Here is a 23,798-nt window from a genome sequence, read left to right on the forward strand (position 1 = left end):
GCCCATACCCTTTGTGGAACTCCATTGAGTAAACGCGAATAACTAAAGTTACATCAGAACACTTTTTCTATCTAACTTCAAACTCGGCTGTTACCGGGCAATAACCAACGCCACTCGTCTGGGCGCAGCAAACTTACGCACGAGAGAGGCTTCCTAAATGTATTTCATAACTCAAATAGGATAGCTCTATGTATTTCAAATGTTATAAAATTTACGATTTTGCAAATTATAAAAAGCTATAAACTTCAAAACTTTTTTTTAAAGAATATTTGTCAAATAACTATCTGTTTTTTATTTAATTAAATAGTAATTTCTACATAAAGACATAATTTACACGAAAAAGTCTCAACAAATTTGATTGAGGAGAAAATACTGATGGCCCAAGATCTTACAACTAACAGTTTATCTTCTGATAAAGGGCTAACTATTGCTTCTACCTCCTCAGTTAATTGCTTTGATTCTAGCAATAACTATGACTTAAGCCTTAACAGTAGTAGTTTTAATTCAAACGTAGAAACAGAGACAGACTTTGTAACAACTGAGAGCACCTCCACCAGCAACCAGTATAGCTCTACTTCCGGTTATGGTTCGATTAATGCAGCAGCAGCAGTATCTCAAGCAGTCGGTCAAGATACTTTTGCTGATGTTGCTGACCTTGGAGGTAACAATTGGGGAGCCGATTTTGTCAAAGCTCCAGAAGCTTGGGCACAAGGATATACAGGTCAAGGTGTTGTTGTTGCTGTTTTAGATACTGGAGTCGATCGCAACCACAACGACTTACAAAAAAATATCTGGACGAATAGCAAAGAAATTGCCGACAATGGCATAGATGATGACAGCAATGGTTACATAGATGACGTTTACGGGTGGAACTTTGACGGAGATAACAAAGATACTTTAGATGGTAACGGTCATGGCACTCATGTATCTGGCACCATTGCAGGCGAAAACAATGGTGTCGGCGTCACGGGTATTGCTTATGATTCCAAAATTATGCCAGTGAAAGTCTTAAATGACTCTGGTGCAGGTTCCTATACTGCGATCGCCAATGGAATTTACTATGCTGTAAACAATGGTGCTAACGTCATTAATCTCAGTTTGGGTGGGAGTTCTGACAACTTTATTCTACAGTTAGCCCTTAACTATGCCAGCAGCCAGGGCGTTATTGTTGTTATGGCAGCAGGTAATGAAAGCGATTCGCAACCTGCATATCCCGCCCGTTATGCGGAAAACTACGGAATTGCTGTTGGAGCAGTCGATAAGGATAACAACATGGCATACTTCTCCAATAAAGCAGGAAGCGACCCCATCACTTACGTCACTGCTCCTGGTGTTGATATTTACTCCACGGTTCCAAACAATGGCTATGCTTCTTACAGTGGAACATCTATGGCAACTCCTCACGTTACTGGTGTTGTTGCCCTGATGCTCAGCGCTAACAAAAACTTAACAGATGCTCAAGTCCGTCAAATTCTCTCAGAAACCTCAGGTAACAGTACGCAAGCAGCAACCTTAAATTTGGATTCTAACTTTGTCACAGACAGCAACCAGGAATCCTCTAGCTTCTCTATCAAGCAGTATCAAGATGGTTTTAGCCAGACAGGAGAACAAGCTTCCTTATCTATTCCAGAAATTGGTAGCTGGACAAGTGAAATTCCTACATTATCAAATCGGTTGAATAGCGCTAAGGATTTGCAAGAACCTGTTTTCAATCTCCAATATAAAATGAAGAACAATGAAATATATGGAAATTCTGTTCTTCGTTCAAAAGTCTTTGGTGATGACAACACTTTTGATACCACTAGCTATAGTCTTAGCAATAATGATAAGGATAAAAAAGATAAGGATGACAATACAGTTGATATTGAGAAAATTTTGGAAGAACTCAAAAAAGCGATCGATAAATATTTTTAAACTATCTTGAGAATAGGTATTGGGGTGGGCAATGCCCACCAAAATCAAATTATCTAACAGAAAAAGCCTCGCTAAATCTACGAGTAATTGGCTCCATAATAAAAGTCAAAACCGACTTCTTACGAGTCACAATTTCGCCAGAAGCCGTCATCCCCGGAGTAAATGCAACCTCTTGACCCCTTACCAAAACCACGTGCTTGCTCAACTTAATTCTTGTGGGAAAAACTAAGCCCAGTTCCTTATCAACAATGGCATTGGGACTGACTTGTACAACTTCACCGTCAATTGTGCCAAATTCTTGAAAAGGAAAAGTTGCCATCTTAACTTTTGCTTTCATTCCCTCACGAATAAAACCAATATCGCGATTGAGCACTTTGACCTCCAAAAGGAGTTCTTCTCCTTCAGGTAAAATTGACAGCAATTCTTCACCCGCTTGTACGGGTCCTTTAGTTGCTTTGACTCTGTAAACAGTACCGGAAACTGGAGCTTTAATGGTTTCCATATCTTTTTGCTTCTTCGCCTGCTCGAGCTGACCTTGAACGGTGGTCAATTCTTCCTGACGCTTATTAATCTGAGTTAAGATTTCACTCTGGCGTTCTGAAGCCAATTTTTCTGCTTGAGTCCTTGCTCCTTGATAAGCTTGTTCGGCTTGACGGATTTCTTGGGCTTGAGCATCAATATCTTTTTCTAAAGATTTAACTTTATCTTGCGCTTCTATAACTCTATTTTGGGCATTCGTAATTTCGTCGCTAGCTCTGGTAATTTCTGCATTTGCACGATTGAGTCTTTCTTGTGCGTCTAAGTAATCAACTCTGGGTATCGCACCGGGAGTGACTAAAGTTTTCAGACTTTGTTCTCTTTGCTGGGCAATAGTCAAACTGCTTTCTACCTTAGCACGGAGATTTTGAGCGTTAGCAAGGTTTGTTTTAGCATTGGCAAAGCTAGTTCTTGCGTTCACCAAATTTTCTTGCAATCGTGTCAATCTTACCTTAGCTTGATCCATTCGAGCTAACTGACGCTTTGCTTCAGCTTCAGCCGCTGCTTGACTGGCTTGAAAATCTCGCAACCGCGAATTTAACAGTTCATCTTGAAGTTGCGTTCCCGCCGTTTTAGACCCCGTCCGTTCTGCATCTAGACGCCGCAAGTCCTGCTGAATCAGCTTGGTAGATTGTGATAGACGAGCAACATCAACTTGTTGATAATCGGGATCGCGTTGAACTAAGATTTGGTCTTTGAAAACACGCTCGCCTTCCTTTACATTAACTGTAACAATCGATCCATTGCCCAAAGCAGTTACCGGACGAACCTGTGAAGACGCAATTAACTCGCCCGGTGCTGTCGCTACTTCATCAATTTGGGAACAGTACGCCCATGCGATCGCTCCAAAGACAACTGCGCTAATCGTTCCTGCTAACAATCTAGTATATAAAGGTGGCAATTCCTGAACTGCTTTACCTAGTTCGTAAGAAAGTTGCTCGTCTGGTTTAGCGAAACGCTGTTTTGTTTTACGTGCTTGTGCTGCACTTGCTACTAGGGAATATTTCATAAAAAGTTAGTTGTTAGTGGTTAGTTGTTAGTGGTTAGTTGTTGGTGGTTCTACTCACAACTAACCACTAACTTTTTACTAATTAAACCGCCAAATATCGGCGGAGGAAATTTTCTAATGTTTCCAATTGAAAATTGAAAACGGCTTCTACTTTAGCAATCTCCTCATGCTTACAGAAAAATTCATTTGCTAGTAACGTGCGGAAAGTACCCAAACTCTTTTGTACTTGGGGATTAAATAAGCCAAAGCCCCCACGTACCACATCCACTAAAAACAGTGGTGGATTGATAACCACTGGTTCTTTATTAAAGACGCGACTAAAAATTTTGGGAATATCCTCTCGCAGTAAAATAGATGGACCTCCAACAGCAAAAATTTGATTGCGAGCAGCTTCCAATGTTACAGAATCCACCACGATCCTAGCCAAATCATCTGTACTGACAATAGAGGTACGATTTTTAGGGTCACCCACGAGTAAGTATAACCCCGTTTCTCGAAACCGTTCTGCCGATGGCAACAAATCCGATGCTAATCCAGCTGGACGTAAAATAGTGTAGTTTAAACCACTAGTTTCCAGGTATTTTTCTACCGCTCGTTTCGCTTTAAACACGGGAGCATCTTCGTAACCCCGCTCCGCACCCAACACGGAAACGAACACAAAGTGTTCCACTCCATTCGCTTTTGCCTGGTCGATCAGTTCAATGTTAGCGCGGTAGTCTAAGGATAGGGCATCACCATCAGAACCGTGAGCGCTAATAATATACCGAACACCCTGACAAGCTTTTTGGATATCTTGCTGTTGGCGCAAATCCCCAATAAAAAGATTGGCTCCTCTGTGTTCTAACTCACCGTAACGTGAACTAAGGCGAACAAACGCCCGTACCTGATTTTCCTGTTCCCGCAAAAGTCGCACTACTCTGCGACCTATTCCTCCAGTGGCTCCAGTAATTAGAAACATAGGATGCATGCTAATTGCTAATTGCTCATAGCTAATTGTAAGAACTACCATCAGTCATTAGCCATTAGCCATTAGCCCTCCCTTGTTCGCCAGTTCCCTACGGCGCGGGAAACCCGCCTGCTTTCCCTGGACTCACCATTAGCCATTAGCCATTAGCCATTAGCCCTCCCTTGTTCGCCAGTCCCCTACGGCGGGAAACCCGCCTACAGGGCTGGTCTCACCATTAGCCATCTAAAATTCCACAACCACTGGAGCGTGATCGCTCGGTTGAGTTAATTTTCTGGGCGTGACATCAATAGAGCAGCTTTTAGCACGCTCATACAGGTCTGGTGTGAGATAGTGATGGTCGATTCGCCAACCCAAGTTACGCCGAAAAGCAGCAGCGCGATAATCCCACCAACTATAATGCCCGCTTTCAGATGTAAATTTACGAAAAACATCACTGAACCCCAGTGATAAAACTTCTCGTAGGGCTTCTCGTTCTGGAACGGAAGCCATAATGTGGTTTGGGGCGATCGCACTATCATGAATATCCCTATCTTCTAAAGCGATGTTAAAGTCCCCACACATACAAATACTGGGTGAGGACACCAGAAGAGATTTTAAATACTCGCGCAGCACTGTTAACCAACGCAGTTTGTAATCGTACTTTTCACTTCCAATAGAAGATCCATTTGGTACATAAAGATTAATAATTCTTATATTATCTACACTCCCTGTAATTATCCGTTTTTGCGTGTCCCATTCTGGTTCTAAATTTGTCAAAACATCATAAAAACTACTGCTGACATCCTTGAGTGGTTGAGAACTCGCGATCGCAACACCGTTATATGATTTTTGTCCCGATACGTAAATGTGATAGCCTAATTCCTCAAACATTGCACGCGGAAATTCAGTATCAACAACTTTAGTCTCTTGCATGCAAAGGACATCAACCCGATTTTGGCTTAACCAATCGATAATATGCCCTATACGAGTGCGAATCGAGTTGACATTCCAAGTAGCAACTTTCATTTTTTTACAGCGGTTTATCAGTAGTTAGTGGTCGTTAGTCAATAGTTAATAGTCATCGGTTAACGGTCATTGGTCAAGAGTTAGCCGGAAGTACCAAAAATTGATCCCGTGCAAGAATTTAGTATGATTGGTTACAAAACTTTAGTCTTTTTATGATCCCCTAGGTAGATGATAGGATTCCGCAATTAGCATTATATTAAGAATGTAGTTGCTAACTAATGAAGACGGCTCTGGAACAACTTGCTGGTAACTATTTCTAGGTCAGGTTAACCGAAATTGCACTCTTGCAAAATAACTTAAGTTAACTTAAAAATCAGTTAGGTAAGTATAAATGCTTTACCTAATTGAAGGTAAATCCCAGTCATAGACTAGTACAAGGTACTGAACCAAAACACCTATGAAAATCGCTCAAGTAGCCCCTTTGTGGGAACGAGTTCCACCTCCAACATACGGAGGGATTGAACTAGTTGTGAGTCGTTTGACTGATGAACTCGTAAAACGGGGTCATGATGTCACATTGTTTGCATCTGGAGATTCGCAAACGCTGGCTAAGTTAGAAGCAGTTTACCCTCGTGCATTGCGCTTAGACCCCAATGTCAAAGAGTATGCGGTGTACGAGATGCTAGAACTCAGCCAAGTCTACCAACTAGCTTCGGAATTCGACATCATTCACTCCCACGTAGGAATATCGGCATTACCTTTAGCGAGTTTAGTGTCTACTCCCACAGTACATACCCTACACGGTAGGTTTACACGGGACAATCAACACGTCTATTCCCATCACCAGAAGCAACCTTACGTCAGCATTAGTAACGCACAACGTCAAATAGCTCTGAACTATGCAGGTACGGTTTATAACGGGATTAATCCAGATGATTATCCTTTTGTAGCCAAACATGAAGAACCACCTTATCTTGCATTCTTGGGACGCTTTTCGCCAGAAAAGGGACCACAACACGCGATCGCCATTGCCAAACAAACAGGCTGGCGTTTGAAGATGGCAGGAAAAGTAGATATAGTAGACTCTCAGTTTTTTGAACAAGAAATTGCCCCCCAAATAGATGGTCAGCAAATTCAGTATTTAGGTGAAATTAACCATGCTGAGAAAGCCGAACTTCTGGGTAATGCTGCTATTACTCTCTTCCCCATTACCTGGCAAGAACCTTTTGGTCTGGTCATGATTGAATCAATGGCAACTGGTACACCAGTTATTGCCATCAATATGGGTTCTGTATCAGAAGTTGTTGCTAACGGTGTGTCAGGTTTTGTGTGCCAAAGCTACGAAGACATGGCAACAATGATTCCCTCTGCATTGGAATTGAATCGTCAAACTTGCCGAGAATATATAGAAAGCAAGTTTAGCGTTATTCAAATGGTTGATGGATATGAAGCGGTCTATAGCAGAATTATCAAGGATCGCATCAAGACCAATGGTCGAATTCATTCCGCCAAAATCCAGTTTTAATCAACACTTTTGAACGCATTTATATCAACATTTCTTTAATAAGGAGGACGTATATATGAGCATGCGATCCAACAGTTGTCCCTGTTGCGGTGATTGCCTCTTGCGTCATGTCCGGCATGGTGAAGTTTACTGGTTCTGCAAAACTTGTTGGCAAGAAGTACCGTTATTAACAGTAAATCGTTTGTCCAAAGTAGAAGGAAGAAATCTCGGAATTGTGACAAAGGTGGGGTCTAGAGATTAGGGACTGGGAAGAAAGAGAAGATTGTAAACTCGTAGTAGCGCTTTAGCACTCAAGTGCTACTACGAGTTAATTGTGAATATATATTAACTTCACCCGATACTGGTAAGGTAGATATCGCTAAGTGTTTGATGTTGGCGGGCAGTATCTGCATAACTCATTACGAACGTTTAACACCTGATACAATCAAGAGGAGTTAAATATTAGGTTGCAATCCGTGTTAGCAGCTTTACTTTACGGTAAAGAAGATTTGCGTTTGGAAGAAGTCCCCGAGCCAACACCTGACAAAGGTGAAGTCGTTCTTCAGGTGGGAATATCAACAACTTGTGGGACAGATTTGAAAGTATGGCGGCGTGGCGGTCACGCCAGAATGCTAAAACCGCCCACTCTATTTGGTCACGAAGTGGCTGGACGGATTGTAGCTGTCGGAGAAGGTGTTACAGATTGGCAAGTAGGCGATCGCGCAGTCGCAAATAATTCGGCTCCATGTATGAAGTGTTTTTTTTGCGATCGCCAAGAATACTCTTTATGCCCAAACTTAACCTGGAATAACGGAACATTTGCCCAATATTTAAAAATTCCCGCACCGATCGTGCAGCATAACATGTTGCCCGTTCCCGATGACTTACCCTATGAATTAGCAGCCATGACAGAACCTTTGGCTTGTGTGCTGCACGGAGTCGCCCGTTCCAACGTCAAACCGGGCGGTCGCGTTGTCGTATTAGGGGATGGAGCGATTGGGCTGATGTTCGTGGCAAAGTTGGCTCTCGATTTACAAGCAGAAGTACTGCTTTTTGGAGGAAATGACCAAAGACTGGCTATTGGGAAAAAGCTGGGTGCAGCAGCAACGTTAAATTACCGTCAATTACCGGATATTCCTGCTAGTGTAAAAGATTTAACACAAGGAATGGGTGCAGATGTTGCGATCGAAGCAACAGGAGTCCCAAGTGTTTGGGAAACGGCAATTGCCTGTACTCGCCCTGGCGGTACCGTTAATCTTTTTGGTGGTTGTCCGCGAGACACCAGTATTACTGTAAATACAGAACAACTTCACTATAGCGAATTGACTTTAAAAGGAGTTTTTCACAACACCCCCATCTTTGTGCGAGAAGCACTTTCACTTATTGCTAGCAGGAAAATACCCTTTGAGTTACTAATTAGCACTCGCCGACCTTTGACAGATTTAGAGCAGGTATTCTACGACATGAAGGAACGTAAGGTTATTAAAGTCGCAATGGTTCCCAACTCTTAACCAACTGCAAGAGCAACCATAACTAAAGTAGTGACAAATAATGAAGCAAACACGCCTTGGATAGCATATTGGCGTTGCTTCCAAATAGCAGGGTATTGCATCCGAAATTTGGTTTCTTGAAGATGTAGAACATTTTTGTCAGCATAGAGAAGCAAAATTATGAAGCCAAATGTATTTAGTGTAATTGCTCTTTTAGCAACATCTACTTTAGTTGGGATTAATAGCCCTGCTAATGCTACACCTAGCAGTTATCAGAAAACCTGTAACAATATCTTAGTTTCTGGCAACGTTCTCTCAGCTAATTGTCGCCGAATCAATGGAACATTTAAGCAGACTTCAATCGTCTTGCGGGGAATTGAGAATATTAACGGCACTTTCAAAGTAACTAACCCAGAGCAAGTTAGCAATTATCAGTTAACTTGCGAGCAGATTGGCATCAGAGGAAATGTCTTAACAGCTTCTTGTAAAAAAAGAAATGGTACACTCAAGCAGACTTCAACAGTCTTACAGGGAATTGAAAATATTGATGGAGTTCTGAAGTACACCAGCAATCCTTAAGCCACGCCAATTCTGTTGTTTGCAATTGGGTTTTGCTCGCAAATGTTTATCTCATACTTATAGCGTAAAACAATCGTACAATAACTCTTTTGTGTAGTTCTGATAAATTCTCTTAGAAAAGAGTACCTTTGAACAACTGGTTTTAACCACAAAATCAATTGTGCCCTTGAAAGCACTATATAGAATTCGCCACACGGTTATTCGGTTGGGAATATTGCATTAAGTGTAAGTGAGTCTAGCACGAGTTTTGCAAAGATTGGTGAAAGCAGCTTCATATTGAGAATAACTATATTAAGCAGACCGCCTTGCCTCAATATCCTGCATCGATTTATTGTTTGCTGGGATTGTCATACGCACAGGATAGCGATAAGTGAAGCTTATCGCTATCCTGTGCGAGGGTAGGACAAAAGAGAGTGAATTGTTCAAATGCGCCCGTGTCCCCTTCCCAGTCTTAGCTTACTTAATTCTCATCCTTTAGATGGGCTAAAAACTTATAATCTGTATTAAACAAATATTGTCTGATAAACAGTCTCTTAAGAGGGTTTTTTCACATCAAAGTTAAAGCCTTTTACCGAAAATAATGGGATGCAAGCCCCGTGCTCTCTTGCAAACTTCCGGTGCGTGCTTAACCCGCGCACCGGAAGTTTGCGCTTCTGGCACGGCAACAGAAAGATTCTCAGCGTAGGAACAGGACTAGAATCAAGATTGCAAAATCACACAACCAAATAGCAGACACTCGCAAAGACTTCCTGCATAAACTGTCCACCAAAGTGGTGAGCGAAAACCAAGCCATCATTTTGGAAGACTTGAACGTGTCAGGCATGGTCAAAAATCGCAAACTTGCCAGAGTAATTAGCTTACAAGCTTGGCGAGAGTTTCGGGTATTGTGCGAAGCAAAGTCTGAGAAGTTGGATAGAAGTTTTCACACTATAAATCGTTGGGAACCGACGAGCCAAATATGTTCGGACTGCGGTTTTAAGTGGGGCAAGCTCGATCTATCCATCCGTTCGGTGTTGTGTTTGAATTGCGGAACGGAACACGACAGAGACGAGAATGCAGCTAAGAATATAAACAAAGTCGGGATAGGGCATTGCCACGACTCTAAACGGACATGGAGAGAAGGTAAGACTGCCTTGCCAGCACATCTCAGTGAAGTGTCAAGAATCACTGACCCTTTAGGGCAGTGAGTATGTCAATGAAAAGGGGAAAACTATTATTAGCTAACCTGTCAGTCAAAAACAAAAATGCTACACAAATCTCTACCTAAGTTTTTAATATTACCTTTTTCTTTTATTTCCTGCTTTTCCGTTGGGCTTATCTTGGATTCAGCAGCTTTTGCTTTACCGGGACAATCTACAGAAGATGTTGCTGCTTGGATTAAAGCACATCCTACCCTCCGCCCATCCCCAGTAGAGCGGTTCTTTGTACAAAAGAGCGACACAGCAGCCCAAAGATTCTCTTTTCAAGCATCAGTGCTAGCAGCAGGTAAAGTAGGATTTACAAAAGATCGTAGTAAAATTCGCAACGAGCGGATTACAATGTTCGATGCAGTTAACGGCATGACATTCGATCGCCTTCAAGAATCTTTACGATCTATTTATGGTTTAGAAATTTATCAAGACTTCACAAATGCTCAAGTAGTGTACGAATATCCCAATCAAACTACAGTGAATGCCTCTCGCTTTGCAAAAACTCCCATAAAAGAAGCTTTGCAAGGACAATTACGTGTAGGCGATCGTTTTGCTTACTGGGTAGAAGTCGCACAACCGAGGGATGGGAAAGCATTTACAGGTCAATTAACCGTTTTACTCAAATCCGATCTAGACAAGTTAGAAGCAGAGTTGAAAATTCGTTAGTGGTTAGTTGCAGCCATTAGCCATTAGCCATTAGCCATTAGCTATTAGCCATTAATGTAAACTTTGCCACTCGCCTGAAAGAATACTTTCAGTTGCGATCGCAATTCTTACCAAATCTTCCTTCAGCAGTGGGGGCCATTCAACCCCCGCTTTCCGTCCTGCTGCAAATAATTGTTGAGTTTTAACAGCCAACTGGAACAAGGCATACACTATTTCCCTGTCCATCATAGTGGCGTCCTTCAGACCTTCAAACACTACCTTCATTGCCAGCAAAATCGAGGTGATCTGACCGGGTACAGGAGGCTTTCCCTGTTGCAGACGAGTCAACAGAGCATCCGGGCTATCCTCATTTGTTACTGTTTGGTCGATCAGAAATTTGCGAGCAGTTTCATAATTCATTCTATTGAGTATACCTCATTTTATAGTTATTTATAAAGATTAAAATATCCCTGTTTTTAGGCTTAGGTAAGGTTAAAGCCACTCATAGCGAACATCAGGCACAGCATTACAAAAATAGTTAATTTTATTGTGTTGCAAGTTATAGATCACAGATTTTCTCTAGGGAATTTCTCTCTATGCAATTTAGGCATTTTTCTGATTTTTGCTGGAAATTCAAATATTTATCAATTTCAAAAGTTGAGCTATCATCTGGTTGGCTTGCGACGAGTAACTTCCACCAAATAAATTAAAATGATTGAGAATGTGATACAAATTATATAAAACTTTTCGCTGCTCGTACCCTTTATCTAAAGACCAAACTTCGTTATATCCTCGATAGAAAGCAGCCGGGAAACCACCAAAAAGTTCCGTCATGGCAATATCAACTTCGCGATCGCCATAATAGGTTGCTGGATCGAAAATGACTGGTTCTCCCGATACAGTACACCCCGCATTTCCTCCCCACAAATCCCCATGTACGAGGGAAGGTTGGGGTTTGTAATTTGCCAATAACTTAGGAATCGCCTCAAGCAACTCTTTTTCTTGAGGAAAATGACCGTGTCGCCGTCGAGCCAACTGGAATTGATAAGCCAAGCGATGCTGAGTATAAAATTCAATCCAATCTGCTGTCCAAGTATTGATTTGAGGAGTAGAACCAATAGTATTGTTCATGTCCCAACCAAAACCTTGGGTGTTTGTGGTTTTATGCATTGCTGCGAGTTTCCGTCCCATCTCTTCCCAAGATTTAGTGTTTCCCGAATTCATTTCCAACCATTCCAACACCAAATAGCTGTCATTCCCAGTGACCCCAGAGCATATTGGTTTGGGAACGCGGATTGTTGCTGTTTGATACATTTGCTGTAAGCCCAGCGACTCCGCCTGAAACATATCAAGTTTTAACGCCTGGTTGAGCTTAACAAAGTAAGTACGCTTACTATCAGAGACTGCATAACCTTGGTTGATGCATCCGCCACTAACTGAGCGTTGCTGTAAAGACTTAAATTGTTCGCCTGTCGCTTGACTGATGTGAGCGTCTATTTCAGACCACATAAGAATGGGGAGTCGGGGAGTGGGGGGACAAGGGGGACAAAAGAGAATAACTATTTAATCCCCAATCCCCAATTTACAATGGTTTAAGTACGACAACACCATAAGCGTCTGGCGAAAGATAATCTTGGGAAGCTTGCATTAACTCAGGTGCATCCAAACTTTGAACGATCGCAGGGTAATTAAATGCAGGCTCCAAGTCACCTACCATGGATTGGTAGTATCCATATAAAGTAGCGCGATCGCTTGGCGTTTCATTGCCAAAAATAAACCTGTTAGCAACTTTTGTCCGAATTTTCTCAATTTCCGATTTTTTTACCATTTCCAATTGTAGATTGTGAATGTGCTGGATGATTCGTGCTTCTACATCTGGTAAATTGTCTGCCGGACAATAAGCCAAAATATAAAAAGTTCCTTGTAACTGTTGGGTGATATTGCTAACAGAAATCTGAGAAACCAGTCCTCGTTCTTCTCGTAAATCTTGTACTAGCCTTGAAGTCAAACCGTGTCCGAGAATTCCTGCTAATACGTCTAACGCGTAAGTCTGCTCTAGTTGGGCTAACCCCGGTACTCGCCAAACGATCGCCAATCGTGCTTGTTGAAGACTTTCATCAGTAAATTCTTTGCGAACAATGCTTGTAAATGGAGGTTCGGGGTTCAGTAGGGAATGGTGAGTAGGAGCGCAAGGCATTGCACCCGTACAGGAGTGAGGATTCGTTGTGGCTTGCTCAAATCCTCGAGCAACAATTGCAATTAACTCATCCACGGGTAAATTCCCAACAGCTACAGCCGCGATCGATTTTGGTTGATACCAAGTTCTATGAAATTCTCTCATTTGCTGGGGCTGAAGTTGAGAAATGACTGATTCCGGACCCAAGACAGAACGGCGATAAGGCAGTTTATCAAAAGCTGTCTCCATTGAGCGTTGAAAAGTGCGACGGCGGGGATTATCTTCCGAACGCCGAATTTCTTCTAAAACTACCAATCGTTCTCGCTCAAAGGCTTCATCGGGTATGCTGGCATTGAGTACCACGTCAATTTGCAATGGTGCAAGTTCCGCAAAATCTTTCGGAGCAGCCGTGATGTAGTAATGAGTGTAATCCTGGCTCGTAGCAGCGTTTGTTACAGCGCCTCGCTCTTCAATGCGACGTTCAAACTCGCCGCTCACCAGTTGCTCGGTTCCCTTAAACACCATATGCTCTAGAAAGTGAGCGACTCCATTGATTTCGTCAGTTTCTATAGCCGATCCAACATTAATCCACAAGCTCAGGTTTACAGCTTCAATTGGTACTTGCTCGGCAACTATTGTTAAACCATTTGGCAATTGGTGCAGTTTGGGAGCGTTAAGGCGGGGAAACTTCAGCAAGGTTGATGTCATTGGGACTACTTGAGATGAGCCTGTTGTACTCTTCTATCTTACTAGGCGTCAAATCTACTATTTTTGATACGTGTTTTATAATTGTGATAGGAATATTAAGAAATATGTAGCAGATATCAATGCCCGGTCATAGTGTTGGCAATAGCAAATCTCGTGTTGCAGTTATCGGTGCCGGAATAGGTGGACTGACTGCTGGTGCATTATTAGCTCGCAAAGGTTACAGTGTTTTAATTCTAGATGGAGCCCTCGTTCCTGGGGGTTGTGCTTCTACCTTCAAGCGAAAAGGATTTACCTTTGATGTGGGCGCAACTCAGGTTGCTGGGCTCGAACCAGGAGGAATTCACCACCGCATTTTTTCAGAGTTAGAGATTGACTTACCAGAAGCAACACCCTGCGATCCGGCATGTGCGGTTTATTTGCCAGGTGAGACAAAACCCATTAATGTTTGGCGAGATCCAGAGAAATGGAAAGAAGAACGACAACAGCAGTTTCCCGGTAGCGAACTGTTTTGGGATTTGATAACGACTTTGTTTAAAGCTAGCTGGAAATTTCAAGGACGAGATCCAGTATTACCGCCCCGTAACTTGTGGGATTTGTGGGAGTTAACCAAGGCAGTACGTCCCGATACACTTATAACTGTTCCTTACACCTTATTTACCGTAGGTGATGCTTTGTTTGCATATGGGCTCGGAGATGACTACCGCTTGAGAACTTTTTTGGATCTGCAACTCAAGTTATATTCTCAAGTTGATGCTCAACAGACAGCTTTGCTTTATGCAGCAACGGCGTTAAGTGTATCGCAAGAACCTCGAGGATTGCACCATCTTCATGGAAGTATGCAAGTTTTGAGCGATCGCTTGGTAGAAGCTTTAGAAAGAGATGGCGGGAAATTGCTCATGCGCCACACTGTAGAGCATATCAAAGTTGAGAACGGCAAAGCAACTCACGTCATCATTCGCAATCAAAAAACTGGAGAGGTATGGACAGAAGCCGTTGACCATGTCGTTGCTAACGTAACAGTGCAAAATCTGGTGCAGTTGTTAGGAGAAAAAGCACCATTAGGCTACAAGCAACGAGTGGAAAAATTACCCCCTTCATCCGGTGCATTTGTGGTGTATTTGGGTGTGGATGAAAGCGCTATTCCTCCAGAATGTCCCCCCCATCTTCAATTTTTATACGAGCCTAACGGACCTCTTGGGGATAATAATTCCCTGTTTGTATCGGTCAGCCGTCCCGGAGATGGTCGCGCCCCGTCAGGACAAGCTACAATTATTGCCTCTTCTTTTGTCGATCCAGATCTGTGGTGGCGTACTGAAGATTACGAAGGTTTAAAACAGCACTATACACGCGATGCGATCGCGCGTCTTGCCAAATTCTTCTGCTTAAAACCAGAAACGCTCGTTCATGTTGAAGCAGCAACTCCACGTACTTTTGCCCACTACACGTCGAGAGATAGGGGTATTGTTGGCGGTATCGGTCAAAGAATACCGACTTTCGGTCCTTTTGGTTTTGCCAATCGTACACCGATCGGGGGTTTATGGCTTGTGGGCGACTCCACCCATCCTGGGGAAGGAACTGCTGGGGTGAGTTACTCGGCACTCACAGTAGTAAGACAAATTCTTGCAGAACGAATATAGCTGGCATATTTCTTCAATAACTTATGATTCCATAGACTACTCTTGAGTAAGAATATTCTGCTACCTTTTGGTAATACCATGCAAGTTGCTCTGCTGAATAATTAAGTGATATCTTTATGCAATTAAAAACACAAAAACCCTATTACACACCTGAAGAATATTTAGAACTTGAAGAAAAAGCAGAATTTAGAAGCGAATATCATGACGGAGAAATTGTTCCAATGACAGGTGGTACTACCAATCATAATAAAATTGCTCTGAATTTAGCTGCATCATTAAAGATTGCTTTGAGGGGTAAAAAATATGATGTTTATATGGCTGATGTTAGATTGTGGATACCTCGGTATCGGCAGTACACTTATCCAGATGTGATGGTAATTCAAGGGCAACCTGTTTATACAGGAACAAATACGACTACTGTAATGAATCCCTTGCTTATTGCAGAAGTTTTATCTAAATCAACTAAAAATTATGACCAAGGAGATAAGTTTTTATATTATCGTTCAATTTCAGAATTTAAAGAATATATTTTAATTGACCAATATTCTCATCATGTAATGCAATATGTGAAAACTGCCGAAGGTCAATGGTTATTTACTGAACTCGAAAACGAATCGGCAAATTTATCGCTGCAAACGATTGATTTTCAAGTTCAACTGAACGACCTTTACGATCGCGTTAATTTTGCTGAAATTGATGATGAGAATTAAGATATTTTGTAACTATTTGGTTGTTTGATGTTGGTGGGCATTGCCCACCCTACTAGAAAAATAGGCAATTTTCGGTCCAAAGTTTGCGTCTTGCACCACTCAACCTTGACCTATACCTTGCTCAAATTCATCAATGGTAGGACTTACGTGTAGCCCCGTTGATTACTGTCCTTCGGTAGTGGCGGGTTGCTCAACTGTGGGTTGTTCGGTAGGAGCAGTTTCCGGTGCTACCTGTGGTTCTGTTTGTGGTGCGGGAGGATTGAGAAATTCTTCCCAAGCTCTAATTTGGTCTCGTGCTGCACTGTACGCAGAAGTCCCTCGCGGAATTAATCGAGCTGTCTCAATACCCCTAGCCATGTCAGATTCGCCTTGAGCGCGAGCGATGTCTAACAATTGCTGGCTCCATTGATCGACGGCTACACTCACATCGCTCCACAACGAACTTCCCTCTGGCACTCTATTTGCTATCCGGATGGCTTCTGCTAATGCTTCTGGAGTTCCTGCAAGTGCTGTTTCTCTTGCTCTCTTCCAGTTTTCTCTAGCACGGAGTTGACCTTGCCATTCATCTATGGATGCTTGTGCTTCTCCTGAGAGCGCCCGCCCTACACTAATTTGTCTTGCTGTTTCAATGGCTGAGGGTAAATCCCCGCTACTAGCAAGTGCTCTGGCTCTGTCTAAGTATGGTTGATCTTCGGTGCGTTGAATTTTCTCGGTCCAAGTAGCAATTTTTTTTCTTGCTTCTCGATACAGCGCACGTCCTCTACGAACTTGATTTGCTTCAGCGATCGCAGCTTGCAATGAATTCACATCATCAAACAGGGCTATTTGATCGGCACGATCTAAGTAAGGACGATCTTCTATAATTTGTACTTGGGCAACCCAACGACCAATGTCTTGTCTTGCTTCCTGGGCGCGGGGATTGCTCGCTGGAATCAGTTGTGCTTCAGCTATAGCTGCTGATAAATCGCTCACTGTTCCTTGAGTTGCTAGCGTTCTTGCTTTTTCCAAACGCGCAACATCTTCAATTTCTAACTGCCACAGAGCAATCAATTTTTGTGCTTTTTCATATACGGGTCGGGAAATGTCTATTTGCTGAGCTTGGGAAATTGCTGTTTCCAAACCTGACACGGTACCCGTCCAAGCACTGTTTTGTGCTTCTGCGATCGCGATAAAGTCCTCTACTTCTAACTTTAACCCTGTCACCGCAGGTACTTTCTGTACGAGTGCAATGGCTCCATCTGCATCGCGCCGATCTAATTTTGTTTGTGCGATCGCCAGTATTTTGCGTCCAAAGTCTGTCAGGGTTGCTTGAGCTTTCTGATAAACGTAACTGTCTTTCTCAATAGATTCTGTCAGCTTGATCGCTTTGAGTATGTTTTCAACCGAACCAGTTTCTGCTAGACCCTGTGCTTTTGCCAACTTATCACCATCTTCTCGCGCACTCACGATCAAACGGTTGAGTTCATCGTACTTAGTTGTTGACCAATACTTATTATCTACTCGCAACAATTTTGAAGCCAGCATAAATGCTTGATGCCAATTTTGCTCGCGCAATTGCGCTTCCGATTCCTTATAAATTTCTTCTGCCTTTGACCAAATTGTCTGCCATTTGGCGACTTGTTCCTCGACGACTTTATAAGCTGAGACATCCTTTGGTACTTTTCGAGCCGTTGAAATTGCTTCTTCTAGCCTTCCTAACTGGAAATTCTGGTCAGCTAGATCCAAGATATCCTTTGACCATTCTTCCATGTAGCGATCGATTTCAGCTCGCAGTGGATGACTTGGCGGCAATTGCTTTACGAGGTCAATCGCTTGCAAAAGGTCTTTTACTGTTTGTTTGGAAGCTGCAAGTTGAGCGCAATGCAGACGCACTGAAGCACTTGCTAGTGGCCAGAAAATCGACGGACAGTTGGGCGCTGAGGGCAACTTTAACAGCATTGCTGTTGCCATAAAAGCGATGGCACCGGGAACCATTGCTAATAATAACGTCCACAGCACCCAACTTTTTGTCCATCTTGGCAATTTTCCATAACCACCAGGTGGAACGGGTTTGTTTGACTGACTATCTGAAGGCGATTTTTCCGACGAATTACTGTCTTTTTGGCGTTTCACAGACTTGGAGTTAGAACCAGTAGCTGGTACACCAGACGCGTCATTGCTGTTATATTGTTTCTTCGGGGATAATCCTGTCATATCATATGGCTCTCTTGCTCTACCCGGCAACCAACTTTCTGGCGTATCCCGCTCTGCTGTCATTGCTCACACCACAAATAAACGAATAGCGACTGTTATAGCTCCAAACCTCTGCTGCTGCCATAGTAACTTTCTCACTGTTAGAAAGCTATACTATATCCACATTATCCACATATACCATGAACTTTATTAATTAGACAGTACTTTTTTATACTTTATCTTCCTGTAGAAGCTTCTGCCTCTGCTTGCAAGTCTACAATAAGTTGAGCCAAATCATCCCGACTTGCATTGTATACAGTTCCGCAAAAATGACAAGTTGCTTCAGCACCGTTATCTTTGACCATCATGTCTTCCAATTCTGCCTGTCCCAACATTTTAAGGGCTCCCAACACTCTATTGAAAGAGCACCCACAATGGAAGCGCAGCATTTGTCTTTCAGGAAATATAACCAATCCCATATCTCCCAATAAGTCTTGAAAAATTTCTGTCAAAGACTTTCCTGCTTGCAGCAAAGGCGTAAACCCTTGTAAAGCAGCAACTCGTGACTCCAATTTTTCTACAAGGGCTTCATCTCTAGCTGCTTTAGGCAAAACTTGTACCAGTAACCCACCAGCTGCAGTGACTCCGCTAGGTTCCACAAAAACACCTAACACAACTGCTGAAGGTGTTTGTTCGGAAGTCATCAAATAATGAGCCACATCGTCACCAATTTCACCAGAAACAAGTTCCACAGTGCTTGAGTAAGGATATCCATACCCAACATCCCGCACAACATAAAGAAAGCCCTTACCGACTGCACCGCCAACATCCAACTTCCCTTTGCTATTTGGCGGTAGTTCCACATCGGGGTTGTCTACATAACCGCGTACTGTTCCATCTAGCCCTGCATCTATCAATATGCCACCCAAAGGTCCATCACCTTTCACTCGGACATTGACTCTTGAGCCAGAACGCTTCATACTAGAAGCCATCAAAAGACCGGCTGCCATAGTCCGGCCCAGGGCTGCTGTTGCTACATAGGAAAGTTTGTGTTTCGCTCTTGCTTCTTCTGTCAAACGTGTGGTAATAGCGCCTACTGCACGAATGCCACCATCTGCTGCTGTAGCGCGAATTAATTGATCGGCCATGAAATGAAAACCTTACCAATAATGTTTGACTGACATACCCGTTCGTTATTAAGCACGGGTACGATCGTTACTTTAGTATAACAAAACTTAATTTAAACATCGGCGATGGAAGTAAGCTAAAATTAGAAACTGCCTCTATGCCAACGTAATTCGTAATTCACAATTACGAACTTATATACGAATTTATAAAATAATGTTAGGAAATTTTCAGAAAAGTCAACTACGGATAGAAATAGAAGCATCTGCGATCGCAATTCGTAACAGTATATTGCGTCCAACAGAGCTAGAAAAATGGCTGCCTCACGGTCGTTTTTTCTCTGGAATGCCAGAAGAGCTTAAATCTGGATTTGAGTTTGTTACGCGTACCGGACCGATCGCAATTCACCATCACGTAGATGTCGTAGGTTCCGATTGCCTGCGCCTGCTTCTGAGTCAAGGAATAGACGGATTTCACGAATGGTACTGGGGAGAAGGCTGGGTGCAATCTCGTGTAGAAGGAGTCACAATCTTACCCCTATCTTTAGGGCAAACTTTGAGTTTGTTGAGTTTGCGTCAGTTTTTACAGCGTAAGGTGTAGGGGTTAGAGAGTAGGGATTGGCAGAGTTTGTCTTTCTTGTCTTCCTTATCTCCTACTCCCCTTGTCCCTATTTTTTACGAAGCATCTTGCAATTGAGCCGTGCGTACCGAAACTTGTTGTGTTTGGTTACCTCTTTGCACCTTCAACTGCAATGTTTGACCAACTCGACTATTTTCTACGAGATCCAGCAACTGTTCTCCCTTACTCACTCGCTGTCTCTCAACTTCAACAATTACGTCGCCCGGACGAATGCCAGCAGCAGCAGCAGGAGAGTTTGGTACAACACGGACTACAAAAATACCATTAATTTCTGGAATTTGCACCGGAGAATTGGGGTCGGAGTTGATTCGCCTTGCCACTTCAGGGGTTAAATCTTGCATTTGTATACCGATGAATGGGTGATCGACCTTTTCCCCTCGTTGCAGTTTGGCAGCGATAACTTTGGCTTTATCAATAGGAATAGCAAAGCCGATACCCATAGCATCACCACGGATGGCTGTATTGATACCAATCACTTCACCCTGACCGTTGAGCAGAGGACCCCCAGAGTTACCGGGGTTAATGGCTGCATCTGTTTGAATAAAATCCAAGCGCTTGTTACCAATTCCTACTTGAGCGCTAGAACGTCTGAGGGTACTAATAATTCCTAAAGTTACAGTATTATCTAATCCCAGGGGATTTCCCAACGCGATCGCCCAGTCTCCTACTTGCACGTTTGCCGAAGAGCCCAAAGGAGCAACTGGTAAATCCGCACCTGCATTGATTTTAACAACTGCAAGATCGGTGACTTCATCAGCACCGAGTACTTTTCCTTCAAAAGTGCGATCGTCTTTAAGGCGAACTGTTACCTTATCAGCCTTATCTACCACATGGGCATTAGTAACGACTAAACCACTTTTATCAATAATAAAACCCGAGCCCAAACCGCGCATTTGTTCTTGTGGCATTTGTCGTGGAAAAGACTCACCAAAAAATCGACGGAAAAAGGGATCGTCAAAAAAGGGATCGGAAGCGCGACGAGAAACAGTACGTTCAGTATCAATTCTCACAACTGCATTGCCGACACGATTTACCGCCGCTGTCACAAAGCTACTACTACCCATAGCAGTCGTTGCGGGTGAAGAGCGTTGAGCGAGGAGTTGTGGTGAATCAGCCGTTGGAGAAAAGGGTGCTGGTTCTGCTTGGGAGGGTGACACGCGCAACGTGCTAACAGTTAACACAACTCCCAAAACAATTGCTAATACATGAGTAGTGAGTTGACGTATTGACCGGGGTAATTGGGAAAATCGCATAACCACAACCTAAAGTTTTAGCCTAAATTGTTGCTAGATGAGAAAATAGTCTCTATAGCTATTTTTACAGGTTGATAACAATTACTGTCCATAGACGGTTGTTTTCCGGTCTAAGTTTCCCCCACTCACCATCACACTCATTTCTTGCGTCTAAGTTAGGATTTAATTGACTGGCTGCACTTTCTCAAGCAAAACTATGAACGGATCGACTCGATTACCCAAACAATCCTTACCTATCTCCCAACAGGAAGAGGATTTATTTTGTGACAATAGCAATCACGAGAACACACAGCACCATCACAAGCACGAACATTCGGTTCATTCACACGTTCATAGTGAAGAGTCTTTGCGGCGAATTGTCAATCGTCTATCACGTATAGAAGGACACATTCGAGGCATTAAGACAATGGTACAGCAAAGCAGCCCTTGTCCTGATGTGTTGTTGCAAATTGCTGCTGTTAGAGGAGCTTTAGATCGGGTAGCAAGAATTGTTTTAGATGAGCATTTAACAGATTGTATTGGTAGAGCGGCAAAAGAGGGCAATATTGAAGATGAACTCGAACACCTTAAGGCGGCGTTAGATCGATTTTTGCCTTGAAAACATATTTTATGGAGTTGGGTTTGATACCGAGTGGTTTTCGGGTTTGATACCGAGTGGTTTTCGGATTTGATACCGAGTGGTTTTCGGGTTTGATACCGAGTGATTGGAAATCACGGCTATACAGGCGAAACCCGCCTGCGCGGGTTTTTTCATTACACTCTTGTTCGGGTATGGGCTTTGATACTAAATGGTTTTCGGATTTGATACCGAGTAGTTTTCGGGTTTGATACCGAGTGATTGGAAATCACGGCTATACAGGCGAAACCCGCCTGCGCGGGTTTTTTCATCGCACTCTTGTTCGGGTGTGGGCTTTGATACTAAATGGTTTTCGGGTTTGATACCGAGTGATTGGAAATCACGGCTATACAGGCGAAACCCGCCTGCGCGGGTTTTTTCATCGCACTCTTGTTCGGGTGTGGGCTTTGATACTAAATGGTTTTCGGGTTTGATACCGAGTGATTGGAAATCACGGCTATACAGGCGAAACCCGCCTGCGCGGGTTTTTTCATCGCACTCTTGTTCGGGTGTGGGCTTTGATACTAAATGGTTTTCGGGTTTGATACCGAGTGATTGGAAATCACGGCTATACAGGCAAAACCCGCCTGCGCGGGTTTTTTCATCACACTCTTGTTCGGGTGTGGGCTTTGATACCGAGTGGGTTTCGGGTTTGATACCGAGTGATTGGAAATCACGGCTATACAGGCGAAACCCGCCTGCGCGGGTTTTTTCACCACACTCTTCTTCTGTTTATCAATTCGATTTTAATATTGTAAAATTTTGCTGAATATAATTTTATTAGCATAGAAGATTTTTTAGGTAATAAATAGCTTTTTACTTCCGCGTATATACGGATTTTACATCATTTAAAATTAACCATAATAAAATAGCAGCATTGCTAATTGATTTGATAATTTATAAAATCTATACATTTTCCTTGGTAAAGGAGAGTATCAGAGCCTCCGGTTGTATAGCCAAGATTTTTAATTTTCAGGCATCTATCAAATAAATTTGGAAAAAATCTTACAAAGAAATGCGTTCAAATTTTACCCAGTTATATTTACATTGTGTCTGGGCAACTTGGGATAGATTGCCTCTAATTACACTGGATATTCAGCAACAAATTTATGCAGTAATTATTAAGGAATGCACTCAACTAGAATGTACGGTAATTGCCATTGGAGGTATTGAAGATCATATTCATTTACTAGTAAGGTTTCCTACTACTCTAAATATAGCTCAATTAATAAAACAAATTAAAGGTAGCTCTTCCCATTTTGTAACTCATGAAATTAACCCAGGGAAATTTTTTAAATGGCAAGGTGGGTATGGAGCATTTACAGTCAGTCATAATGGTATAGATAACATAGCCGACTATATTAGAAATCAGCCCCTTCATCATAAGAAAAAATCAATAGTTTCTGATTGGGAGTTAACTCCTACAGCATCGGTATAGAAATCATAAAAACCTAATTTCTTCGAGTGAAATTTTGTGGAGTTCTGAATCATCTCAAAAACCCGCGCAGGCGGGTTTTGTCTGTATAGATGCGATTTCAATCGCCTCAAGAGATTGGTGAAATATTGTGGAATTCTAAATCATCTTAAAAACCCGCGCAGGCGGGTTTTGTCTGTATAGATGCGATTTCAATCGCCTCAAGAGATTGGTGAAATTTTGTGGAATTTTAAATCATCTCAAAAACCCGCGCAGGCGGGTTTCGCCTGTATAGACGCGATTTCAATCGCCTCAATAAATCGGGGAAATATTGTGGAATTTTAAATCATCTCAAAAACCCGCGCAGGCGGGTTTCGCCTGTATAGACGCGATTTCAATCGCCTCAATAAATCGGGGAAATTTTGCTGGCTCATAAATCATCTCAAAAACCCACGCAGGTGGGTTTCGCCTGTATACGATGTGATTTCAATCGCCTCAATAAATCGGGGAAATTTTGCTGGCTCGTAAATCATCTCAAAAACCCACGCAGGCGGGTTTCGCCTGTATA

21 protein-coding genes and 1 pseudogene are annotated in these 23,798 nt (G+C 42.7%); 12 read left to right on the plus strand and 10 right to left on the minus strand.

The features are described 5' to 3' along the window. Positions 1 to 375: 375 nt before the first annotated feature. Entirely contained in the window at positions 376 to 1,914 is a 1,539-nt protein-coding gene (locus tag HC643_RS26280; RefSeq protein ID WP_038100946.1) for a S8 family peptidase, read from the plus strand. A 49-nt stretch (positions 1,915 to 1,963) separates the two neighbouring features. Here HC643_RS26280 and HC643_RS26285 read toward each other — a convergent pair whose 3' ends face one another. The 3 genes from HC643_RS26285 to xth form a co-directional block, all read right to left on the minus strand. Beyond that, positions 1,964 to 3,460 carry a beta-barrel domain-containing protein gene (locus HC643_RS26285; protein WP_050046837.1) on the minus strand — a complete coding sequence of 499 codons (1,497 nt, stop codon included), beginning with the start codon at positions 3,458 to 3,460 and terminating at the stop codon, positions 1,964 to 1,966. 82 nt (positions 3,461 to 3,542) lie between these two features. Further along, positions 3,543 to 4,418 carry an SDR family oxidoreductase gene (locus tag HC643_RS26290; protein ID WP_038109420.1) on the minus strand — a complete coding sequence of 292 codons (876 nt, stop codon included), beginning with the start codon at positions 4,416 to 4,418 and terminating at the stop codon, positions 3,543 to 3,545. Positions 4,419 to 4,649: 231 nt separating this feature from the next. Continuing rightward, complete coding sequence (gene xth, locus HC643_RS26295) at positions 4,650 to 5,432, minus strand: exodeoxyribonuclease III (RefSeq protein WP_038087845.1); 783 nt, start codon at positions 5,430 to 5,432, stop codon at positions 4,650 to 4,652. 397 nt (positions 5,433 to 5,829) lie between these two features. Between xth and HC643_RS26300 the strand changes: the two genes are divergently transcribed. The 3 genes from HC643_RS26300 (at position 5,830) to HC643_RS26310 (ending at position 8,387) form a co-directional block, all read left to right on the plus strand. Next, positions 5,830 to 6,897 carry a glycosyltransferase family 4 protein gene (locus tag HC643_RS26300; protein ID WP_038087848.1) on the plus strand — a complete coding sequence of 356 codons (1,068 nt, stop codon included), beginning with the start codon at positions 5,830 to 5,832 and terminating at the stop codon, positions 6,895 to 6,897. A 55-nt stretch (positions 6,898 to 6,952) separates the two neighbouring features. Further along, positions 6,953 to 7,138 (plus strand): hypothetical protein, encoded by a 186-nt coding sequence (locus tag HC643_RS26305; protein ID WP_072040838.1) that lies wholly within the window; start codon positions 6,953 to 6,955, stop codon positions 7,136 to 7,138. A gap of 214 nt (positions 7,139 to 7,352) precedes the next feature. Further along, positions 7,353 to 8,387 carry a zinc-dependent alcohol dehydrogenase gene (locus tag HC643_RS26310; RefSeq protein WP_038087850.1) on the plus strand — a complete coding sequence of 345 codons (1,035 nt, stop codon included), beginning with the start codon at positions 7,353 to 7,355 and terminating at the stop codon, positions 8,385 to 8,387. Here HC643_RS26310 and HC643_RS42790 read toward each other — a convergent pair. Continuing rightward, positions 8,384 to 8,488 carry a hypothetical protein gene (locus tag HC643_RS42790; RefSeq protein WP_473827428.1) on the minus strand — a complete coding sequence of 35 codons (105 nt, stop codon included), beginning with the start codon at positions 8,486 to 8,488 and terminating at the stop codon, positions 8,384 to 8,386. The two genes, HC643_RS26310 and HC643_RS42790, sit on opposite strands and share 4 nt — an antisense overlap. Positions 8,489 to 8,546: 58 nt before the next feature. Here HC643_RS42790 and HC643_RS26315 point away from each other — a divergent pair, with 58 nt between their 5' ends. The 3 genes and pseudogenes from HC643_RS26315 (at position 8,547) to HC643_RS26325 (ending at position 10,801) form a co-directional block, all read left to right on the plus strand. Then, complete coding sequence (locus HC643_RS26315; RefSeq protein ID WP_050046836.1) at positions 8,547 to 8,945, plus strand: mannose-binding lectin; 399 nt, start codon at positions 8,547 to 8,549, stop codon at positions 8,943 to 8,945. 650 nt (positions 8,946 to 9,595) lie between these two features. Further along, a pseudogene (locus HC643_RS26320) lies at positions 9,596 to 10,132 on the plus strand (RNA-guided endonuclease InsQ/TnpB family protein); the annotation flags it as partial. Between the two features lie 57 nt (positions 10,133 to 10,189). After that, entirely contained in the window at positions 10,190 to 10,801 is a 612-nt protein-coding gene (locus HC643_RS26325) for a hypothetical protein (RefSeq protein ID WP_038087852.1), read from the plus strand. Positions 10,802 to 10,852: 51 nt separating this feature from the next. Here HC643_RS26325 and HC643_RS26330 read toward each other — a convergent pair whose 3' ends face one another. From HC643_RS26330 to HC643_RS26340, 3 genes are all read right to left on the minus strand, one after another. Further along, on the minus strand, positions 10,853 to 11,200 hold the full coding sequence (locus HC643_RS26330) for a hypothetical protein (protein ID WP_038077332.1): 348 nt from the start codon (positions 11,198 to 11,200) through the stop codon (positions 10,853 to 10,855). A gap of 213 nt (positions 11,201 to 11,413) precedes the next feature. Beyond that, positions 11,414 to 12,289 carry a fructosamine kinase family protein gene (locus HC643_RS26335; RefSeq protein ID WP_038077335.1) on the minus strand — a complete coding sequence of 292 codons (876 nt, stop codon included), beginning with the start codon at positions 12,287 to 12,289 and terminating at the stop codon, positions 11,414 to 11,416. A 73-nt stretch (positions 12,290 to 12,362) separates the two neighbouring features. Then, positions 12,363 to 13,664, minus strand: coding sequence for a M16 family metallopeptidase (locus HC643_RS26340; protein ID WP_038077337.1), 1,302 nt, complete (start codon positions 13,662 to 13,664; stop codon positions 12,363 to 12,365). Between the two features lie 119 nt (positions 13,665 to 13,783). Between HC643_RS26340 and crtD the strand changes: the two genes are divergently transcribed. Beyond that, positions 13,784 to 15,301 carry a C-3',4' desaturase CrtD gene (gene crtD, locus HC643_RS26345; protein WP_038077341.1) on the plus strand — a complete coding sequence of 506 codons (1,518 nt, stop codon included), beginning with the start codon at positions 13,784 to 13,786 and terminating at the stop codon, positions 15,299 to 15,301. 116 nt (positions 15,302 to 15,417) lie between these two features. Continuing rightward, on the plus strand, positions 15,418 to 16,011 hold the full coding sequence (locus tag HC643_RS26350; RefSeq protein WP_038077350.1) for a Uma2 family endonuclease: 594 nt from the start codon (positions 15,418 to 15,420) through the stop codon (positions 16,009 to 16,011). A gap of 162 nt (positions 16,012 to 16,173) precedes the next feature. Here HC643_RS26350 and HC643_RS26355 read toward each other — a convergent pair whose 3' ends face one another. Together HC643_RS26355 and hslO are read right to left on the minus strand one after the other, a co-directional pair. Beyond that, a complete protein-coding gene (locus HC643_RS26355) occupies positions 16,174 to 18,267 on the minus strand; it encodes a type 2 periplasmic-binding domain-containing protein (RefSeq protein ID WP_050046835.1) in 2,094 nt (697 codons plus the stop codon). A gap of 152 nt (positions 18,268 to 18,419) precedes the next feature. Then, a complete protein-coding gene (gene hslO / locus HC643_RS26360; protein WP_038077354.1) occupies positions 18,420 to 19,331 on the minus strand; it encodes an Hsp33 family molecular chaperone HslO in 912 nt (303 codons plus the stop codon). 193 nt (positions 19,332 to 19,524) lie between these two features. On the opposite strand from hslO, the gene HC643_RS26365 reads away from it, so the two are divergent. Next, a complete protein-coding gene (locus HC643_RS26365; protein WP_038077360.1) occupies positions 19,525 to 19,908 on the plus strand; it encodes a hypothetical protein in 384 nt (127 codons plus the stop codon). A 74-nt stretch (positions 19,909 to 19,982) separates the two neighbouring features. Here HC643_RS26365 and HC643_RS26370 read toward each other — a convergent pair whose 3' ends face one another. Beyond that, on the minus strand, positions 19,983 to 21,200 hold the full coding sequence (locus tag HC643_RS26370) for an HhoA/HhoB/HtrA family serine endopeptidase (RefSeq protein ID WP_038077363.1): 1,218 nt from the start codon (positions 21,198 to 21,200) through the stop codon (positions 19,983 to 19,985). A gap of 196 nt (positions 21,201 to 21,396) precedes the next feature. Here HC643_RS26370 and HC643_RS26375 point away from each other — a divergent pair, with 196 nt between their 5' ends. Then, positions 21,397 to 21,798: a metal-sensing transcriptional repressor gene (locus tag HC643_RS26375; RefSeq protein WP_038077364.1), complete on the plus strand. Its 402-nt coding sequence runs from the start codon at positions 21,397 to 21,399 to the stop codon at positions 21,796 to 21,798. A 1,033-nt stretch (positions 21,799 to 22,831) separates the two neighbouring features. Further along, entirely contained in the window at positions 22,832 to 23,254 is a 423-nt protein-coding gene (tnpA, locus tag HC643_RS26380) for an IS200/IS605 family transposase (RefSeq protein WP_038077365.1), read from the plus strand. The last annotated feature ends 544 nt before the right edge of the window (positions 23,255 to 23,798 follow it).

Source organism: Tolypothrix bouteillei VB521301 (assembly GCF_000760695.4).
Classification (GTDB): domain Bacteria; phylum Cyanobacteriota; class Cyanobacteriia; order Cyanobacteriales; family Nostocaceae; genus Scytonema; species Scytonema bouteillei_A.

Bases quoted from the DNA above. Each gene is read 5' to 3' on its own strand.
- HC643_RS26330 (WP_038077332.1), bottom strand. From the start codon at position 11,200: ATGAATTATGAAACTGCTCGCAAATTTCTGATCGACCAAACAGTAACA.
- HC643_RS26365 (WP_038077360.1), top strand. From the start codon at position 19,525: ATGTTAGGAAATTTTCAGAAAAGTCAACTACGGATAGAAATAGAAGCA.
- HC643_RS26340 (WP_038077337.1), bottom strand. From the start codon at position 13,664: ATGACATCAACCTTGCTGAAGTTTCCCCGCCTTAACGCTCCCAAACTG.
- HC643_RS26285 (WP_050046837.1), bottom strand. From the start codon at position 3,460: ATGAAATATTCCCTAGTAGCAAGTGCAGCACAAGCACGTAAAACAAAA.
- HC643_RS26370 (WP_038077363.1), bottom strand. From the start codon at position 21,200: ATGCGATTTTCCCAATTACCCCGGTCAATACGTCAACTCACTACTCAT.
- HC643_RS26280 (WP_038100946.1), top strand. From the start codon at position 376: ATGGCCCAAGATCTTACAACTAACAGTTTATCTTCTGATAAAGGGCTA.
- HC643_RS26355 (WP_050046835.1), bottom strand. From the start codon at position 18,267: ATGACAGCAGAGCGGGATACGCCAGAAAGTTGGTTGCCGGGTAGAGCA.
- HC643_RS26290 (WP_038109420.1), bottom strand. From the start codon at position 4,418: ATGTTTCTAATTACTGGAGCCACTGGAGGAATAGGTCGCAGAGTAGTG.
- HC643_RS26300 (WP_038087848.1), top strand. From the start codon at position 5,830: ATGAAAATCGCTCAAGTAGCCCCTTTGTGGGAACGAGTTCCACCTCCA.
- HC643_RS26335 (WP_038077335.1), bottom strand. From the start codon at position 12,289: ATGTGGTCTGAAATAGACGCTCACATCAGTCAAGCGACAGGCGAACAA.
- xth (WP_038087845.1), bottom strand. From the start codon at position 5,432: ATGAAAGTTGCTACTTGGAATGTCAACTCGATTCGCACTCGTATAGGG.
- HC643_RS26350 (WP_038077350.1), top strand. From the start codon at position 15,418: ATGCAATTAAAAACACAAAAACCCTATTACACACCTGAAGAATATTTA.
- tnpA (WP_038077365.1), top strand. From the start codon at position 22,832: ATGCGTTCAAATTTTACCCAGTTATATTTACATTGTGTCTGGGCAACT.
- crtD (WP_038077341.1), top strand. From the start codon at position 13,784: ATGCCCGGTCATAGTGTTGGCAATAGCAAATCTCGTGTTGCAGTTATC.
- HC643_RS26305 (WP_072040838.1), top strand. From the start codon at position 6,953: ATGAGCATGCGATCCAACAGTTGTCCCTGTTGCGGTGATTGCCTCTTG.
- HC643_RS26325 (WP_038087852.1), top strand. From the start codon at position 10,190: ATGCTACACAAATCTCTACCTAAGTTTTTAATATTACCTTTTTCTTTT.
- HC643_RS26315 (WP_050046836.1), top strand. From the start codon at position 8,547: ATGAAGCCAAATGTATTTAGTGTAATTGCTCTTTTAGCAACATCTACT.
- HC643_RS42790 (WP_473827428.1), bottom strand. From the start codon at position 8,488: ATGCAATACCCTGCTATTTGGAAGCAACGCCAATATGCTATCCAAGGC.
- hslO (WP_038077354.1), bottom strand. From the start codon at position 19,331: ATGGCCGATCAATTAATTCGCGCTACAGCAGCAGATGGTGGCATTCGT.
- HC643_RS26375 (WP_038077364.1), top strand. From the start codon at position 21,397: ATGAACGGATCGACTCGATTACCCAAACAATCCTTACCTATCTCCCAA.